This window comes from Kitasatospora sp. NPDC057015, assembly GCF_042673745.1.
Classification (GTDB): Bacteria; Actinomycetota; Actinomycetes; order Streptomycetales; family Streptomycetaceae; genus Kitasatospora.
This window is the reverse complement of sequence record NZ_JBHUSG010000046.1, coordinates 12,050-28,157: the sequence shown is the minus strand read 5'-3', so window position 1 is coordinate 28,157 and position 16,108 is coordinate 12,050. Positions and strand designations below refer to the sequence as shown.

Annotated in this window: 13 protein-coding genes; 5 read left to right on the top strand and 8 right to left on the bottom strand. The window is 74.3% G+C overall.

What is annotated here, in order from left to right; translation table 11 throughout:
* Positions 1–61 precede the first annotated feature (61 nt).
* Positions 62–1,069 carry a non-homologous end-joining DNA ligase gene (gene ligD, locus ACFTWP_RS32285; RefSeq protein ID WP_380268517.1) on the bottom strand — a complete coding sequence of 336 codons (1,008 nt, stop codon included), beginning with the start codon at positions 1,067–1,069 and terminating at the stop codon, positions 62–64.
* A 91-nt stretch (positions 1,070–1,160) separates the two neighbouring features.
* Between ligD and ACFTWP_RS32280 the strand changes: the two genes are divergently transcribed.
* On the top strand, positions 1,161–2,222 hold the full coding sequence (locus ACFTWP_RS32280) for an ATP-dependent DNA ligase (protein ID WP_380268516.1): 1,062 nt from the start codon (positions 1,161–1,163) through the stop codon (positions 2,220–2,222).
* Positions 2,223–2,314: 92 nt separating this feature from the next.
* On the top strand, positions 2,315–2,839 hold the full coding sequence (locus ACFTWP_RS32275) for a 2'-5' RNA ligase family protein (protein ID WP_380268515.1): 525 nt from the start codon (positions 2,315–2,317) through the stop codon (positions 2,837–2,839).
* Between the two features lie 141 nt (positions 2,840–2,980).
* Here ACFTWP_RS32275 and ACFTWP_RS32270 read toward each other — a convergent pair whose 3' ends face one another.
* From ACFTWP_RS32270 to ACFTWP_RS32245, 6 genes are read right to left on the bottom strand one after another with little or no spacing between them, the layout of a single operon-like run.
* Positions 2,981–5,368, bottom strand: a complete 2,388-nt coding sequence (locus tag ACFTWP_RS32270; RefSeq protein ID WP_380268514.1) for a family 43 glycosylhydrolase — start codon at positions 5,366–5,368, stop codon at positions 2,981–2,983.
* The gene (locus tag ACFTWP_RS32265; protein WP_380268513.1) at positions 5,365–6,888 is read right to left on the bottom strand and encodes a sulfatase-like hydrolase/transferase; all 1,524 of its coding nucleotides are present in this window, start codon (positions 6,886–6,888) and stop codon (positions 5,365–5,367) included. The genes ACFTWP_RS32270 and ACFTWP_RS32265 overlap by 4 nt, the downstream gene beginning before the upstream one ends.
* A complete protein-coding gene (locus ACFTWP_RS32260) occupies positions 6,885–7,877 on the bottom strand; it encodes an aliphatic sulfonate ABC transporter substrate-binding protein (RefSeq protein ID WP_380268511.1) in 993 nt (330 codons plus the stop codon). The genes ACFTWP_RS32265 and ACFTWP_RS32260 overlap by 4 nt, the downstream gene beginning before the upstream one ends.
* Before the next feature lie 47 nt (positions 7,878–7,924).
* Positions 7,925–8,770, bottom strand: a complete 846-nt coding sequence (locus ACFTWP_RS32255; RefSeq protein ID WP_380268510.1) for an ABC transporter ATP-binding protein — start codon at positions 8,768–8,770, stop codon at positions 7,925–7,927.
* Positions 8,767–9,564, bottom strand: a complete 798-nt coding sequence (locus ACFTWP_RS32250) for an ABC transporter permease (RefSeq protein WP_380268509.1) — start codon at positions 9,562–9,564, stop codon at positions 8,767–8,769. Before ACFTWP_RS32250 ends, ACFTWP_RS32255 begins: the two co-directional genes overlap by 4 nt.
* A 25-nt stretch (positions 9,565–9,589) precedes the next feature.
* On the bottom strand, positions 9,590–10,897 hold the full coding sequence (locus ACFTWP_RS32245; protein WP_380268550.1) for an ROK family transcriptional regulator: 1,308 nt from the start codon (positions 10,895–10,897) through the stop codon (positions 9,590–9,592).
* A gap of 483 nt (positions 10,898–11,380) precedes the next feature.
* On the opposite strand from ACFTWP_RS32245, the gene tdh reads away from it, so the two are divergent.
* Positions 11,381–12,409 (top strand): L-threonine 3-dehydrogenase, encoded by a 1,029-nt coding sequence (tdh, locus tag ACFTWP_RS32240; RefSeq protein WP_380268508.1) that lies wholly within the window; start codon positions 11,381–11,383, stop codon positions 12,407–12,409.
* Between the two features lie 24 nt (positions 12,410–12,433).
* Positions 12,434–13,627, top strand: coding sequence for a glycine C-acetyltransferase (locus ACFTWP_RS32235; RefSeq protein ID WP_380268507.1), 1,194 nt, complete (start codon positions 12,434–12,436; stop codon positions 13,625–13,627).
* A 165-nt stretch (positions 13,628–13,792) separates the two neighbouring features.
* Here ACFTWP_RS32235 and ACFTWP_RS32230 read toward each other — a convergent pair whose 3' ends face one another.
* Complete coding sequence (locus ACFTWP_RS32230; RefSeq protein WP_380268506.1) at positions 13,793–14,686, bottom strand: SDR family oxidoreductase; 894 nt, start codon at positions 14,684–14,686, stop codon at positions 13,793–13,795.
* A 326-nt stretch (positions 14,687–15,012) separates the two neighbouring features.
* Between ACFTWP_RS32230 and ACFTWP_RS32225 the strand changes: the two genes are divergently transcribed.
* Complete coding sequence (locus tag ACFTWP_RS32225; protein ID WP_380268505.1) at positions 15,013–15,933, top strand: LysR family transcriptional regulator; 921 nt, start codon at positions 15,013–15,015, stop codon at positions 15,931–15,933.
* The last annotated feature ends 175 nt before the right edge of the window (positions 15,934–16,108 follow it).

Genomic DNA, 16,108 nt, shown 5'->3' with positions numbered 1-16,108 from the left:
CGTCGCCCGCCGGCCCCTTCTCCCGGGGCCGCCGTCCCGGGCAGCGCCCGGCCGCCCCGGGTCAGTGCTTGCGGGCCCGGCTCGGCTGGACCCGGGTGGGCTCGCCCGCGACCTTGGGATGGTCCGGCGGGTACGGCAGCTCGCCCAGCCCCTCGTCCTTCGCCTGCCGCTCGTACAGCTCCAGCAGCGGATCCAGCCCGAAGGCCTGCCCGTCCATCCCGGCCTGCAGGTCGCCCACCTCGGCGAACCGCGCCGGCACCGTCCGCAGGTCGAAGTCCTCGGGCGCGGCGTCGTCCAGCTCCTCCCAGCGCAGCGGGGTGGAGGCGGTGGCGCCCGGGCGGGCGCGCAGCGAGTACGCCGAGGCGATGGTGCGGTCGCGGGCCATCTGGTTGTAGTCGACGAAGATCTTCTCGCCGCGCTCCTCCTTCCACCAGGCGGTGGTGACCTGCCCGGGCATCCGCTGCTCCAGGGCGCGGCCGAGCGCGATCACCGCGTGCCGGCAGTCGGTGAAGGTCCAGCGCGGTTCCAGCGGCACGTAGACGTGCAGGCCGCGCCCGCCGGAGGTCTTCGGCCAGCCCTGCATCCCGTACCCGGCCAGCAGGTCGCGCAGCTCGTGGGCGGCCCGGACGGCGTCGTGGAAGTCGGTGCCCGGCTGCGGGTCGAGGTCGATCCGCAGCTCGTCCGGGTGCTCGGTGTCGGCCCGGCGCACCGGCCAGGGGTGGAAGGTCAGACAGCCGAGATTGGCGGCCCAGAGCACGGCGGCCGGCTCGGTCGGGCAGATCTCGTCCGCCGAACGGCCGCTGGGGAAGTTGATCGTCGCGGTCGGCAGCCATTCGGGTAGGCCCTTGGGCGCGCGCTTCTGGTAGAAGAACTCGCCGTCCACCCCGTCCGGGAACCGTTGCAGGGTGGTCGGCCGCTCCCGCAGGCCGCGCAGCACCCCCTCGGCGACCGCGACGTAGTACTGCGCCACGTCCAGCTTGGTGTACCCCCGCTCGGGGAAGTACACCTTGTCCGGGTTCGACAGCCGCACCGCACGACCGGCGACGTCCAGTTCCACAGCTCCAGCCATGACGTCCACGCTAGGCGGAGGGGCCGGGGTGCGCGCCCGGAGCGCGGCCGTCCCCGCGCGGGCCGGGGCGGGCGGCGGCACCATCGAAGGCATGGACCTGCCTGTGATGCCGCCGGTCGCGCCGATGCTCGCCAAGGCGGTGCCCGAGATCCCGCCCGGAATGCAGTACGAGGCCAAGTGGGACGGCTTCCGCGCGATCGTCTTCCGGGACGGCGACGAGGTCGAGATCGGCAGCCGGACGGGCAAACTGCTCACCCGGTACTTCCCCGAACTGGTGGCCGCGTTCCGCACCGAACTGCCGCCGCGCTGCGTGGTGGACGGCGAGATCGTGATCGCCCGCGAGGGGCGGCTGCGGTTCGAGGAGCTGCTGGAGCGGATCCACCCGGCCGCCTCCCGGGTGCGGACGCTCGCCGAACGCACTCCCGCCTCCTTCGTCGGCTTCGACCTGTTGGCGCTCGGCGGGCGCTCGCTGCTGGACGAGCCGCTGGAGGTGCGCCGCCCGGCCCTGGTGGAGGCGCTGCGGACGGCCGCCGACCCGGTGTTCACCGCGCCCGCCACCACCGACCGGGAGCTGGCCGGTACCTGGTTCGCCCAGTTCGAGGGCGCCGGACTGGACGGCGTGGTGGCCAAGCCGCTGGACCAGCCCTACCGGCCGGGCGACCGGACGATGTTCAAGGTCAAGCACGGCCGGACGGCCGACTGCGTGGTGGCCGGCTACCGCGAGCACAAGAGCGGCCCGGTGGTCGGCTCGCTGCTGCTCGGCCTGTACGACGCGGACGGGCGGCTGCAGCACGTCGGCGTCTGCGCCGCCTTCACCGCGGCCCGCCGCCGCGAGCTGGTCGAGGAGCTGGCGCCGCTGCGGACGGACCCCTCGGCCGGGCACCCCTGGGGTGCCTGGGCCGACGAGGAGGCGCAGGCGAGCGGGCGGCTGCCGGGCGCGCAGAGCCGCTGGACGGGCGGCAAGGACCTCTCCTGGGTGGCGCTGCGGCCCGAGCGGGTCTGCGAGGTGGCGTACGACCACATGGAGGGCACCAGGTTCCGGCACACCGCGCAGTTCCGCCGCTGGCGCCCGGACCGGACGCCGGAGAGCTGCACCTACGAGCAGCTGGAGGAGCCGGTCTCGTACGACCTGGCGCGGGTGCTGGGGGCGTAGCGCGCCGGGAATCCGCTGCCGGCCGGTGCCGGAGTCGCGGGCCCGTCCTCCGCCGCCGGGTCCGGCGGACCCGGACGCCGTACCGTGGCAGGGTGCGGACCGTCGAGCTGACCTGCCTGCCGGACCTCGACGCCCAGGTGCGGCGCGTGTGGCGCCGGCTGGCCGACGCGGGCGTGCCCAGCCTCGCCTCGCACCCCCACCCGACCAACCGGCCGCACCTGACGGTGGCCGCGTGCGAGACGGTGCCCGCGGCGGTCCTGGCGGAGATCGCGGGCCTGTTGCGCGCCGCGCTGCCGCTGCCGGCCCGGTCGACGGGGCCGGTCGTCCTGCCGGCCGCCCGTGGCTGGCACGTCCTCGCACTGGCGGTCGATCCGACGGCGGAGCTGCTCGACCTCCACGGCGAGGTCTGGGCACTTCTCGACGGGGCTCCCGGTCCGCACCCGTGGCTCGTCCCCGGACGCTGGCGGCCGCACCTGAGCCTCACCCGCCCGCTGGACGTACGCGGCCTGGCACTCGCCCACGCCGTACTGCCGGTGCCGTGCCGGCCCGCCGGCACCTTCGACGCCGCCCGTAGCTACGACGGCGAGACCCGCACCACCGTGGAGCTCGCCGGCTGACGGTCGGCCCCCGTGCTGCCCGACCGCGCCGAGCGGCATGGTCCTGGACCGTTGCGGGAGGCGCTCGGTGCGAAGCCCCGGCCGTCCGGGGGGCGCCCGCAGGGGGCGGCCCCCGGACGGCCGGGGCTGCTCCGGGCCGGATCAGCCGGCGTAGGTCCGCAGGTACTCGAACCTGGCGGTGGCACCGGACTTGTTCATCGAGACCAGGCCGATCTTCAGCGCGCCCCTGACCGGGAGGGTCCAGACACCGGAGTACGACCAGGTGACGCCGTCGCGACTGGTGACGGCCCGCACCTCGTGCTCGTTGTTCGCGGTGTCGGTGTGGTGGACCAGCCGCAGCCAGAGGGTGTCGGCGGCGGGCCCGCCGAACATCGGGGCGTTGGCGACGGCGGTGGGCGGGGTGGTGGTGGGACGCTCGCCCTCCTTGCCGAACTCGGTGACGTGCAACAGGGCGCCGTTGCCGTTGTTCAGCGGCAGCACGGAGTGCACGAGCTTGAACCACCGGTCGTCGTTCTCGTACAGCACCAGACCGGCCTGCTGCGCGCTCTGCCCCGGCGCGAAGACCATCTTCGTCTCGACGGTGAAGTCACCCGAAGGCGCCGGGCGTTGCAGGACGGAGGCGGTGTTGGTGCCGAGGTAGAGCTCGGCGTCCTGGGTGGGCCAGGAGAGGGAGCCGGAGCCGGACGTCACACCGGCGGCCGGGCCGCGGACCCAGCTCCACGGGGAGCCGGCCGTGCTGCCGGGCACCGTACCGGTGTCGAACTCGTCGCTGTACGCGGGCAGCAGGGCGCCGGGGACGGGAGCGGCGACCCGGGCCGTCACGGGCGTGTACAGCGCGGTGGCGGTGGCGTTGTCACCGCCCGCACCCGCGCCGCGGGCGGACAGGGCGACCGAGCCGCCGCGGGCGGCGCCCGCGGGCAGCGTACGGGTCTGCACGGCGACCGGGTCGTGCAGCCGGTCGTGGCTGACCTCCACCGTCAGCGCGGTGCCGCGGAGTTCGGCGGTGACGCTGTGCCAGGTGTTCCAGGTGAAGCCGGCCGGCAGGGCGGTGACCTGCTCGCCGGCGGACGTGCCGCCGACCACCGCCTCGGTGACGAGGGCGCCTCGGCCCCGGTCGATCCAGGCGGTGACGCGGTCGCCCGGCCCGGCGTACGCGAGGGTCAGGCCGGCGGCGCCGCCGGCCGCGGTGACCCGCAGGTCCGCCTCGGCCCGGACGTTCGCGGGTGCGGTCCCGTTGCTGACCAGGTGGGCGGCGGCGGTGCCGCTGTCGGCGTGCGCGGCGTAGCCGCCGGAGTCGGCCAGGACGGGTGTCGTCCAGCCGCCCGTCCCGGCGCCTTCGGCGTGCCAGCCGTTCAGCGTCGCGTCGTTGAAGGTGCCGCCGGCCGACCAGCCGGTGGCGGGGGCGGTCTGCGCGGTGTCGGACGGACCGGCACCGGCCCGGACGACCGGCCAGCCGTCGATCCAGTCGAGCCGGTCGACCAGCAGCGGGCGCCGGCTCAGCTTGAGGGTGCCGCCCGCGGCGGGGGCGAGGTCGGGCGCGTCGGACGGGATGCCGTGGTAGACCAGCCAGTCCTGCCCGGCGAGGTCGGTCTGGACGGCGTTGTGGCCGGGGCCGATCCAGCGGTTCCCGTTGGCGCCGACGACGAAACCGGCCTTGCTGGTGAGGGCGCCGAGGTCGGTGCCCTGGTCGTCGGTGAACGGGCCGAGCGGGCTGGTGGCCCGGCCGGCCTTCACCTGGTAGCCGCTGAACGCGCCGTCGCAGCAGCCCGCGTCGGAGTAGAAGAGGTAGTAGTAGGCGCCGCGGTGGACGACGAAGCCGCCCTCCATCCGCCGGCCGCGGGCGATCTGGGTGACGGCGCCCTGGGTGCGGGTGCGGTCGGGGCTGAGCTGGGCGACGCAGATGGTGTCGTAACTGCCCCAGTAGAGGTAGGGGGTTCCGTCGGTGTCGGTGAACTGCGACTGGTCGATGTTGCCGCTGGGGCAGCCGCTGGGGGAGGGCAGGACGGCGCCGCCGTCGGTCCACGGGCCGGTCGGGGTCGGGGCGGTGGCGATGGCCACGGTGTTCCTGCCGGGCACCGAGTAGTACAGGCTGTAGTGGCCGTCGAAGTACCGGATGTCGGGGGCCCAGAGGCGTGAGCCGCCCTCCCAGGCGGGCTGGGTGGCCGGCGTGAAGACCTCACCGGCGTAGTCCCAGTGCACCAGGTCGGCGGAGCGCAGGATCGGCAGGATGCGCTCGCCGTCCTCGCCCTTGCTCTGGAGGACGGGGTTCTGGGTCCCGTAGGCGTACCAGTAGCCGTCCTTGCCGCGGATGGAGGTCGGGTCGGGGAAGGTGTCGACGGTACCGGCGCTCACCGGGTTGGTGTACGTCGCGGCCTGTGCGCCCGGGGCCTGCACGGCCGCCCGGGGCACGCGCGCCACCTGCGCGCCGTGCGCGGCCGGGAGGGTGCCCGCGGCGAGGCCGAAGGCGAGCGCACAGGCGCCGGCCAGCCGGAACAGCCGCCTTCTGCCGGTGCGTTGCGTGCGTGTCATGCCGTCTCCCTGGTCGTGGGTGCGGTGCGGGTGTCGCTGCGGCCGCGAGCGGTGGCGTCGGTGCCCTCGGGTTCGAAGGCACTGAGGGTGGGGTCGTGGTCGAGCGCGCCGACCTCGTACATCGGCGCCATCCAGTGGTGGAAGTTGTCGCCGCGCTCGCGCAGCAGGTCGTACAGCCGCCGGGTGAGCCGGGCGCGGACGTCCGCGTACGCCGGGTCCCCGTGGCGGTTGACCAGCTCGTGCGGGTCCTGGTCGAGGTCGTACAACTCGTTGACCGACTCGGGGTTGACGATGAGCTTGTACCGGTCGTCGCGGATCATCCGCTGCGGGTAGGGGAAGTGATGGCCGTGGAACTCGGCGATCAACTCCTGTGGCCAGTGCGGCTGTTCGCCGCGGACCAGCGGCAGCAGGCTGCGGCTGTCGACGGCGGGGGAGGGATCGGCGCCGGCGAGTTCGAGGATGGTCGCGGTGCAGTCCGTGAGCGAGACCAGCTCGTCGCGGACCTGCGGCGGCGCGCCCGGCACCCGGACGATGCCGGGGATCCGGTAGATGTCCTCGTACATCGCCGGGCCCTTGTCGTGCAGCCGGTGCGCGCCGGTGAACTCCCCGTGGTCGGCGGTGAAGAACACCGACGTGCCGTCGGTGAGGCCGAGTTCGTCCAGCCGGGTGAGGATGCGTCCGATCTGCTGGTCGATGAGGGTGACGTACCCCCAGTACACCGCGATCAGCTTGCGACTGGTCTCCTCCGTCAGGGTGTCGTACGTCCAGTGGTCGCAGTAGTTCTGCTGGACGGGCGGTTTGCCCTCGAAGGTCTCGGCGACGGACGCGGGGAGTTCGACCAGCGCCGGGTCGTACATGTCGTAGTAGGCGTCGGGCAGCAGGTACGGCAGGTGCGGGCCGAAGAAGTGCGTGGCGAGGAAGAACGGCCGCCCGTCCGCCGCGTACCGCTCCAACTGCTCGATCGCGCGGGTCGCGAGGTAGTGCTCGAAGGTCGCCTCGGCGGGCTGGTGGAGGCGGGCCGCGAGCAGGTTGCCGGGGTTGCCGTTCGGGGTGGTACCGCGGACCGGCTCGGAGATCCGGTACGGCGGCAGGCCGCGTTCGGCGAGGTAGGCCAGGTAGTCCGGATGGTCGACGGGGTTGTGCCAGCCGGGCAGGTCGGGGCCCTCGAACCCGTAGGAGGCGGCGTTGCGTTCGGTGCCGCCGTGCCACTTGCCGATCAGCCCGAGCCGGTAGTCGCGGGCCCGCAGCGCCTCGGGGAAGGTGAAGACGTCCTCGCGGAGGTCCTCCAGGTAGCCGACGTTGCGCTCCTGGTTGGCCAGCAGCCGGTGCCGGAAGGGGTTCTGGCCGGTGAGCAGGCTGGCGCGGGCCGGGGTGCAGATCGCGGTCGGGGTGTAGAAGCGGTCGAAGCGGGTGCCGGTCGCGGCCAGCCGGTCCAGGTGGGGGGTCGCCACGTGCGGATTGCCGTACGCACCGAGGGTGTCGACCCGGTGCTGGTCGGTCATCAGGAACAGCAGGTTCACTTCGCGGCCGCCTTGACGTAGGCGTCGCCGGCGTAGAAGTCGGCCGGGTTCGGCGAGGTCTTGAGCTGGCCGGTGGAGACGAAGAAGTCGCCGAGGCCCTTGAACCAGCCGTCCACCGTGCCGTCCTTGGTCTTGGCCACCAGGTCGGCGGTGGTCATGGTCTGCACGTTGGCCGCGTCGGCCTTCACCTTCGCCGGTTCGAGCTTGAGCAGCGTGGCGGCCTCCTCGACGGCCTCGTCCGGGTGGGCGGCGCGCCAGTCGTTGGCCTCCTGGAGCAGCTTGACGACCTTGCCGGACAGTGCGGCGTCCGTCTTCGTGCCGGAGACGAACGCGGTGGGGAACGCGCGGTCGGTGAAGTTCTTCGTGCTGGCGATCTCCACCAGGTCCGGCTTCTTGGCCTTGATGGTGTCGATCAGCGGGTACCAGATGCCGGCGGCGTCGATCTGCCCCGACACGAACGCGGAGACCACGGTCGACGGGTCCATCGGCACCTTCTGGACGTCCTGCGGGGACAGTCCGGCCTGCTGGAGGGCCAGGTTGAGGACCATCTCGCCGGAGGTCCCGGCCGGTACGCCGACCTTCTTGCCCTTGAGGTCCTGCACGGAGCCGATGCCGGGCTGGGCGATCACCCGGTCCGCGTACGCCAGGGTGTCGACCGCGACGATCCTCGCCTTGCCGGAGGCGGGCAGCCAGACGGCGCCGGGGCCGATGTAGCCGAAGTCGAGGTCGCCGGCGCCGAGCGCCGTGATCTGCAGCGGGCCGTTGGTGAAGACCTTCAGCTCCGGGGCGAGGCCGTACTTCTTCCACAGGCCCTGCTTGTCCGCGATGGCCAGCAGGCTGGCGCCGTTGTAGTCGCTGATGTAGCCGAACCGCACCTTGGTGGTGCCGCCGGACGCGTCCTGCGCGGAGCCGGAGGAGCAGGCGGTCGCGCAGAGCGACAGCACGGTCACGGTGGAGGCGGTGAAGAGGGCGCGACGGAGTATACGCATGGCGTGTGAGTTCCTTGTCGGGGAGAGGAGTTGCCGGAGGGAGGGGGTCAGACGGCCGGGACGGCGGGGGCGGCCGGCGGCTGGTGGTAGACGGCGTGCCAGACCTCGTTGCGGATCCGGCCGAAGGCCTCGGAGAGCCGGATCTCCTCGGTGCGCGGGTAGGGCAGGTCGACGTCCACGATCCGGTCGATCCGGCCCGGCCGGGCGGCCATCACCACCACCCGCCGGGCGAGGTGCACGGCCTCGTCCACGTCGTGCGTGATGAACAGGACGGTGCGCCGCTCCCGGCTCCAGGTGTCCAGCAGCTGGTTCTGCAGCTGGACCCTCGTCAGCGCGTCGAGCGCGCCGAACGGCTCGTCCATCAGCAGCACCTGCGGGTCGACGGCATAGGCGCGGGCGATCGCGCAGCGCTGCCGCATACCGCCGGACAGCGTCTTGGGAAGCGCGTCCGCGAAGTCGGTCAGGCCCACCAGGTCGATGGCGTACTGAGCGCGGCGACGGCGCTCGGCGGCGGGGATCGCGGCGAGCCGCAGGCCGAACTCGACGTTGCGGCGGACGGTCAGCCACGGGAACAGCGCGTACTGCTGGAAGATCACCCCGCGGTCCGGGCCCGGCCCGGTGACCGGCACGCCGTCCAGCAGTACCCGGCCGGAGGTCGGTTCGACCAGCCCGGCGGCCATGCCGAGCAGGGTGCTCTTGCCGCAGCCGGAGGGGCCGACGACGGTGACGAACTCACCGTCCGCGACGTCGAGGGAGACGGTGTCGAGTGCGGTGAACACGCCGTCCCCGACCGGGTAGGTCCGGCCGACCGCCCGAAAGGACAGCTTGCTGGTGGTGCTGGTGGTGCCGGTGGGATCGGGGGAAGCGGTCGGACTGCTCTGCGCGGTGCTCATCGGCGCTCCTGCCATCGGGTGAGGCGCCGCTCCGCGAGCTGGAGCAGGCGGTCCATCGTCAGGCCGAGCACGCCGATCGTGATCAGCCCCACGAAGATCGTCGGGAGGTCGTAGTAGAGCTGCGCCTGCTGCATCCGGAAGCCCAGCCCCTCCTGGGCGGCGATCAGCTCCGCGGCGACCAGGGTGCCCCAGGCCGAGCCGAGCCCGATCCGCATGCCGACCAGGATGAACGGCGCCGCCGCCGGGATCACCACCCGGAGGAAGATCGCACGGTCGCCCGCGCCGAGCACCCGGGCCGCGTTGACCAGCGTCACGTCCACGTCGACCACGCCCTGGAACGCCGCCACCACGCTCGACAGGAACGCCGCCAGGAAGATCACGAAGACCTTCGGCACCTCGCCGATGCCCATCAGCACGATCGCCAGCGGGATCAGCGCCAGTGGCGGGATCGTCCGGAAGAACTGCACGTACGGCTCCAGCAGGGCCCGCGCCGTCGGGTACCAGCCCATCAGGAACCCGACCGGTACGGCGGTCAGGGTGCCCAGCGCGAACCCGGTCAGCACCCGGCGCAGGCTGGCCAGGGTGTCGTCGAGCAGGGTGCCGTCGGCGATCAGCTCGCCCGCCCGGCCGGCGACCTCGGCCGGTCCCGGCAGGCCCTGCATTCCGGAGGAGGCGAGCAGGGCCCAGCCGGCCAGGCCCGCGGCGACCGCGGCGAGATTGAGGGTGAGGGTCCGGGCCAGGCGGCGCGCGGCCGGGCGCGCGGGCCGGGCCGCCCCGGTCGTCACGGCTGCCATCGCCGCCGCCTCCGGTCGGTTCGGGTCACGGGGTTTCCTCGACTTCGGGTCGGTTTCGGGGCCGGTGCTCGGGTCGGTGCTCGGGTCTGGTGGGGTAGTGGGCGAGCAGCGGCGAGGCGTGCAGGACGAGCGCGATGCCGCCGAGGGCGCCGCCGTACTCGCCGAGCGCGGCCCGCCGCAGGTCCAGCAGGCTGCGGGCGAGCGGCAGCACCTGCGCCGAGAGCGCCTCACGGACGGGCCCCAGCAGCAGTTCCTCGGCCTCGGCCAGCTCCCCGCCGACCACCACGACCCCGGGGCCCACCGCGTTGCACACCGCGGCGAGGACGGCCCCGACCTGCGCGCCGACCGCGCGCAGCACGCCGGCCGCCGCGGCGTCCCCGTCCCGCGCCGCCGCGGTGAACCCCGCGACGTCGGTCGCTCTCCCGCCCGCGGCCCGGTACGCGTCCAGCACCGCGCCGACCGACGCCACGGTCTCCAGGCAGCCACGGCCGCCGCAGTCGCACGGGGCGCCCGCCGGGTCGACGGTGATGTGCCCGAACTCGCCCGACAGGCCGTGGGCGCCGCCGTGCAGCGCGCCTCCGACCACCAGGCCGCCGCCGACGCCGTGCGACAGTCGCAGGTACAGCACGTCCCGCGAGCCGGTGGCCGCGCCCCAGACCGACTCGGCGAGTGCGGCCAGCCGGGTGTTGTTGTCGACGTGCACGGGCACGCCGAAGGCCTCGGCAAGTCGCTCGCGTACCGCCTCTGCGGTGCCGGCCAGGGCCTGCGGGCCCGGGTCGGCCGGCGGGCCGGGGTGGGCCTGCGCCGTGCCCGGCGCGGTGCCCGGGGCGGTGCCGGCGGGGGCGGGGAGTCCGACCGGGCCGACCACGCCGGCGCCGATGCCGGCCACCGCGTCGAGCCTGAGCGAGCCCCCCGCGAGCGTGCCGACCAGCCGGCGTGCCAGCGCGATCCGCCGGTCCCACGAGAGGTCGGCCGGGTGCTGCTCGCTCGCCGAACCGACCACCTCGTGCGCCACGTTGACGGCCGCGACATGGACGGCCCGACGGGCGAAGTCGATCCCGATCGCCAGCCCCGCGGCCGGGTTGAGGCTCAGGGTCTCCACCGGGCGCCCGCGCCGGCGGCCCGTCGCCTCGGGGGGCGCGGTGACCACGGCACCGGCGGTCACCAGCCCGCCGACGATGTCGTACAGCGTCGTGCGGGAGAGGCCGGTGTGCGTGCAGAGACCGGCCCGGGTGAGCGGGCCGTGTCGCCGTAGCAGGTCGAGGACCAGTGTTTCGTGGCCCTGCCTCAAGCGCGCCAGAGGGCCGTCGTGTTGGTGCATGCCAGTCAGGATGGCGAGCGCGACGAATTTACGTCAACAGTCCGGATTAAATGTCACGCCGCCGCAATGTGCCGCAATGATCGGCGGCAGTCCCAGGCCCCGGCGACCCCCTGAGGTCCGCGGCCGCTCCACCGGCGACCGGTCCCGGCCGCCCGGTCCGGCGCCCGGTCCCGGCCCGCCGGACCGGGTGGCCGGCCGCACCGCAGCCGCCCGCGAGCCACGTCACGCCATGCCGCGCACCGCACCGCCGCGCACCGCACCGCATCCTCCGTACGGGTGGCGCGCGGCACGGCGCCGGGTCGCGGGGGCACGGCTCGGGCACCATCGTGAAGCCCAGCTGTGGCGGCCCTTAAGAATTCCTCGATGGACCGCACCCGCTCCCACCAGGCAGATTGCACAGTGCCCGGTGCGGCGCCGGCCGCAGCGGCCGCCCCCGCCGGGCTCCGCCGGCCTGCCCACACCAGGCCGCCCCCACGTGCGTCAGGAGCCGCCGCAGTGAAGGCACTCGTCAAGCAGAAGGCCGAGCCGGGACTCTGGCTGATGGACGTCCCGAAGCCCGCCATCGGCCCCGGCGAGGTGCTGATCAAGGTGCTGCGCACCGGGATCTGCGGTACCGACCTGCACATCCGCAACTGGGACGGCTGGGCGCAGCAGACCATCCGCACGCCGCTGACGCTCGGTCACGAGTTCGTCGGCGAGGTCGCCGAGATCGGCGCCGCCGTCACCGAGGTGAGCGTCGGCGACCTGGTCAGCGGCGAGGGCCACCTGGTCTGCGGCAAGTGCCGCAACTGTCTGGCCGGCCGCCGCCACCTGTGCCGCAACACCGTCGGCCTGGGCGTCGGGCGCGACGGCGCCTTCGCCGAGTACGTGGCGCTGCCCGCCTCCAACGTCTGGGTGCACCGGGTGCCGGTCGACCTGGACGTGGCCGCGATCTTCGACCCGTTCGGCAACGCCGTGCACACCGCGCTGTCCTTCCCGCTGGTCGGCGAGGACGTGCTGATCACCGGCGCCGGCCCGATCGGCATCATGGCCGCCGCCGTCGCCAAGCACGCCGGCGCCCGCAACGTGATGATCACCGACGTCAGCCCGTACCGCCTGGACCTGGCCCGCAAGGTCGGCGTGACGCTGGCGCTGAACGTCGCCGAGCACACCATCGAGGAGGGCCAGCGGCAGCTGGGCCTGCGCGAGGGCTTCGACGTGGGCCTGGAGATGTCCGGCCGTCCCGAGGCGATGCAGCAGATGATCGCCAACCTGACGCACGGCGGCAAGATCGCCATGCTGGGCCTGCCCGCCGAGGACTTCCCGGTCGACTGGGCGCGGATCGTCACCTCGATGATCACCATCAAGGGCATCTACGGCCGCGAGATGTTCGAGACCTGGTACGCGATGTCGGTGCTGCTGGAGGGCGGGCTCGACCTCAGCCCCGTGATCACCGGCCGCTACCCCGCCGCCGAATTCGAGTCCGCCTTCGACGACGCCGCGAGCGGACGCTGCGGCAAGATCATCCTCGACTGGACCGTCTGACCCTCTCACAAGGAGCCCGTAGCCGTGTTCGACTCCGTGCGCGACGACATCGCCACCACCCTCGACGAGATCCGCGAGGCCGGCCTCTTCAAGCCCGAGCGGGTGATCGGCACCCCGCAGAGCGCCGCCGTCACCGTCACCGGCGGCGGCCGGCCGGGCGAGGTGCTGAACTTCTGCGCCAACAACTACCTCGGCCTCGCCGACCACCCCGAGATCCTCGCCGCCGCCAAGGACGCGCTGGACCGCTGGGGCTACGGCATGGCCTCGGTCCGCTTCATCTGCGGTACCCAGGACGTCCACAAGCAGCTGGAGGACCGGCTCTCCGCCTTCCTCGGCCAGGAGGACACGATCCTCTACTCCTCCTGCTTCGACGCCAACGGCGGCGTCTTCGAGACCCTGCTGGACGACCGCGACGCCGTCATCTCCGACGCGCTCAACCACGCGAGCATCATCGACGGCATCCGCCTCAGCAAGGCCCGCCGCCACCGCTACGCCAACCGCGACCTCGCCGACCTGGAGAAGCAGCTCCAGGACACCCAGGACGCCCGCCGCCGCCTGATCGTCACCGACGGCGTCTTCTCGATGGACGGGTACGTCGCGCCGCTGCGCGAGATCTGCGACCTCGCCGACCGCTACGACGCCATGGTCATGGTCGACGACTCGCACGCCGTCGGCTTCGTCGGCCCCGGCGGACGCGGCACCCCCGAGCTGCACGGCGTGATGGACCGCGTCGACATCATCACCGGCACCCTCGGCAAGGCCCTCGGCGGAGCCTCCGGCGGCTACGTCGCGGCCCGCCGGGAGATCGTCGCCCTGCTGCGCCAGCGCTCGCGCCCCTACCTGTTCTCCAACTCGCTCGCCCCGGTGATCGCCGCCGCCTCGCTGAAGGTGCTCGACCTGGTCGAGGAGTCGAACGAGCTGCGCGAGCGGCTGACCGCCAACACGGCGCTGTTCCGCTCGAAGATGACCGAGGCGGGCTTCGAGATCCTGCCGGGCGACCACCCGATCGCGCCCGTCATGATCGGCGACGCGGCCAAGGCCGGCCGGCTGGCCGAACTCCTGCTGGAGCGCGGCGTGTACGTGATCGGGTTCTCCTTCCCGGTCGTCCCGCACGGCGCCGCCCGGATCCGGGTCCAGCTCTCCGCCGCCCACTCCACCGAGGACGTCGAGCGCGCCGTCGCGGCCTTCGTGGACGCCCGCGCGGCCCTGGAGGCCTAGCCTCCCCGGAGCGTCTCCCGGCGCTCCCCACCGACGACCCCGCGGCCCGTCCGCCCGGAACCGGGCGGGCCGCGGGGTTGCCCCTGTCCGTCCGCCCGTCCGCCCGCTCGCCCGCACGGGCACCCGCGCCCGCCGTCCGGCCCCCCGCCCTGGACGGTGGACGGGTCAGGCCGGGTTGCCGGCGGCCTCGGCCCGCGCCGGCGCCGGGACCGTCGGGACGGGCGCGGTCTGCGCCGCCCCCGGGTCGCCGACGAAGTCCGCGGCCTCGGCCAGCTCCGCCACGGCCGCCGCCGCGAGGGTGGTCAGGTAGCCGAAGGCGTCCTCGCCCACGGGCAGCCGCAGCGGCGCGGAGCCGCTCGCCACGACCCTGCGCACCAGGGCCGCGAAGTCCTCCGGCCGGCCGAGCTCGGCGTTGCCCTCCATCGCCCGCAGCCCGTCCAGCATCGGGTCGGTCGCCGGCTCGTACTCCGGCATCCGGGCCGCGGCGGCGGTGAGCGAGCTGCCGTAGCGGGTGGCGAAGCCGCCCGGCTCCAGCACCGTCACCCTGACGCCGAACGCCGCCGCCTCCACCGCGAGGGCCTGGCTCATCGCCTCCAGTGCGTACTTCCCGGCGCTGTAGGCGCCCAGGCCGGGGAAGACCGTCCGGCCGGCGAGGGAGGAGACGTTGACGATGTGTCCGGAGCCCTGGGCCCGCATCAGGGGGAGGACCTCGCGGGTGAGCCGCCAGGGGCCCACCACCAGGACCTCCAGCTGCTCGCGCAACTCCGCGTCCGAGACCTCCTCGACCGCGCCGAACAGCCCGCAGCCGGCATTGTTGACCAGGACGTCCACCCCGCCCAGGCGCTCCACGGCGAGCTCCACCGCGGCCCGGCACTGTCCGGCGTCCCGGACGTCGAGCACGGCCTCGGTGATCCGGCCGGGATGGGCCTTGGCCAGCGGTTCCAGCGCGCCCGGCCGCCGGGTGGTCGCCAGCACGGTGTCCCCGCCCCGGGCCACCGCCTCGGCCAGCGCGTACCCGAGCCCCGACGAGCAGCCCGTCACCAGCCAACGTCTCGCCATCTTGAACGCCCTTCGCCGAGGAGTGCCGGCCCTCATGACAGGCCGGCCCTCACGATAGGAAGGCGCGACCGGCCCCGGCGCGGGAGCGCGTGAGGGCGCGCGGAGTGCGAGCGGGGCGCGGGTGGCGTGCGTTTCGCTTCCCGGCGCAGGTCACGGCGGGTGGCGAGGGCGGTACGGCGCGCTCCGGTTCGTGTGCCGAGGGCTGCTCCCCGGGCGGATCCGGCGACCGGGAACCGGCCGCCCGGAGGGGCCCGCCCGGAGCGGGCTCGGGGCGGGCTCGGGGCGGGCCGGCCGGGCGCGACCGGCGACGCTGGCAGAATTGCGGTGTGATCGACGCCAGACGGCTGCGGACCCTGCGGGCCGTGGCCGACCACCGCACCGTGACGGCTGCCGCCGCCGCCCTCTACCTGACCCCCTCCGCCGTCTCCCAGCAGCTGGCCGCACTGGAACAGGAGACCGGGCACCACCTGCTCGCCCGGGACGGCCGCGGGGTGCGGCTGACCGCGGCCGGCGAGATCCTGCTCCGGCACGCCGACGCCGTGCTCGCCCAGCTGGAACGCGCCGAGGCCGACCTCGCCGCCTACAGCGGGGGAGTCGCCGGAGAGGTCACGGTGGCCTCCTTCGCCACCGGGATCGCGCTCGTCCTCGCGCCCGCCATCCGGGCCCTGGCCTCGCAGGCCCCCGGCCTGCGGCTGAAGGTGCTGGACGCCGAGGGGGACGCCAGCCTGCCGATGCTGCTGGACGGCCGCGCCGACCTCGCGGTCGCGGTCGAGTACCGCGGCGCGCCCCGCGCCGACGACGCCCGGCTGACCAGGGTGCCGCTGTACGCCGAGCCCTTCGAGGCCGTGCTGCCGCTCACCCATCCGCTCGCCGCGCCCGGCCGGGCCAGTGCCGTGGTCGACCTCGCGGAGCTCGCGGCGGAACCCTGGATCGGCCCCTACCCCGGCAACCCCTGCCACGACGTGGTGCTGCTGGCCTGCGAGCACGCCGGGTTCCAGCCCCGCCTGGTGCACTCCTCCGACGACTTCAACGCGGTGGTCGCGCTGGCCTCGGCCGGCGCCGGGGTGGCGCTGGTCCCGCGCTCGGCGCTGCGCGGCGCGGACCTCGACCGGGTGGCCGTCCGCCCGGTGGACAGCGCGCTGGCCACCCGCAGGGTCTTCGCGGCCGTACGCAGCGGAGCCGAGGACCACCCGCTGCTCCGGCCGGTGCTGCGAGGCCTCGCGTCAGCCGCAGCGGAGGCGGGCTGACGGACGGGCCGTCGATGCCGATCCTCGTCCGGGCTTGTGGACGCGGGGCTGCGCGGGTGCCTTCGCCGGCTCTTGCTCCGCCGTCCTCATCGACCGACCGGGGGGCGGCCGGCCCGCGCGGGCCGCGGGCCGGTGGGGCCGTTCCTCGGCCGGAGGCGGCCCTGCGGACCGCGGG

Excerpts from the sequence above, each read along its gene's own strand:
- ligD (WP_380268517.1), bottom strand. The coding sequence starts at position 1,069 with ATGGCTGGAGCTGTGGAACTGGACGTCGCCGGTCGTGCGGTGCGGCTG.
- ACFTWP_RS32280 (WP_380268516.1), top strand. The coding sequence starts at position 1,161 with ATGGACCTGCCTGTGATGCCGCCGGTCGCGCCGATGCTCGCCAAGGCG.
- ACFTWP_RS32270 (WP_380268514.1), bottom strand. The coding sequence starts at position 5,368 with ATGACACGCACGCAACGCACCGGCAGAAGGCGGCTGTTCCGGCTGGCC.
- ACFTWP_RS32260 (WP_380268511.1), bottom strand. The coding sequence starts at position 7,877 with ATGCGTATACTCCGTCGCGCCCTCTTCACCGCCTCCACCGTGACCGTG.
- ACFTWP_RS32255 (WP_380268510.1), bottom strand. The coding sequence starts at position 8,770 with ATGAGCACCGCGCAGAGCAGTCCGACCGCTTCCCCCGATCCCACCGGC.
- ACFTWP_RS32250 (WP_380268509.1), bottom strand. The coding sequence starts at position 9,564 with ATGGCAGCCGTGACGACCGGGGCGGCCCGGCCCGCGCGCCCGGCCGCG.
- ACFTWP_RS32230 (WP_380268506.1), bottom strand. The coding sequence starts at position 14,686 with ATGGCGAGACGTTGGCTGGTGACGGGCTGCTCGTCGGGGCTCGGGTAC.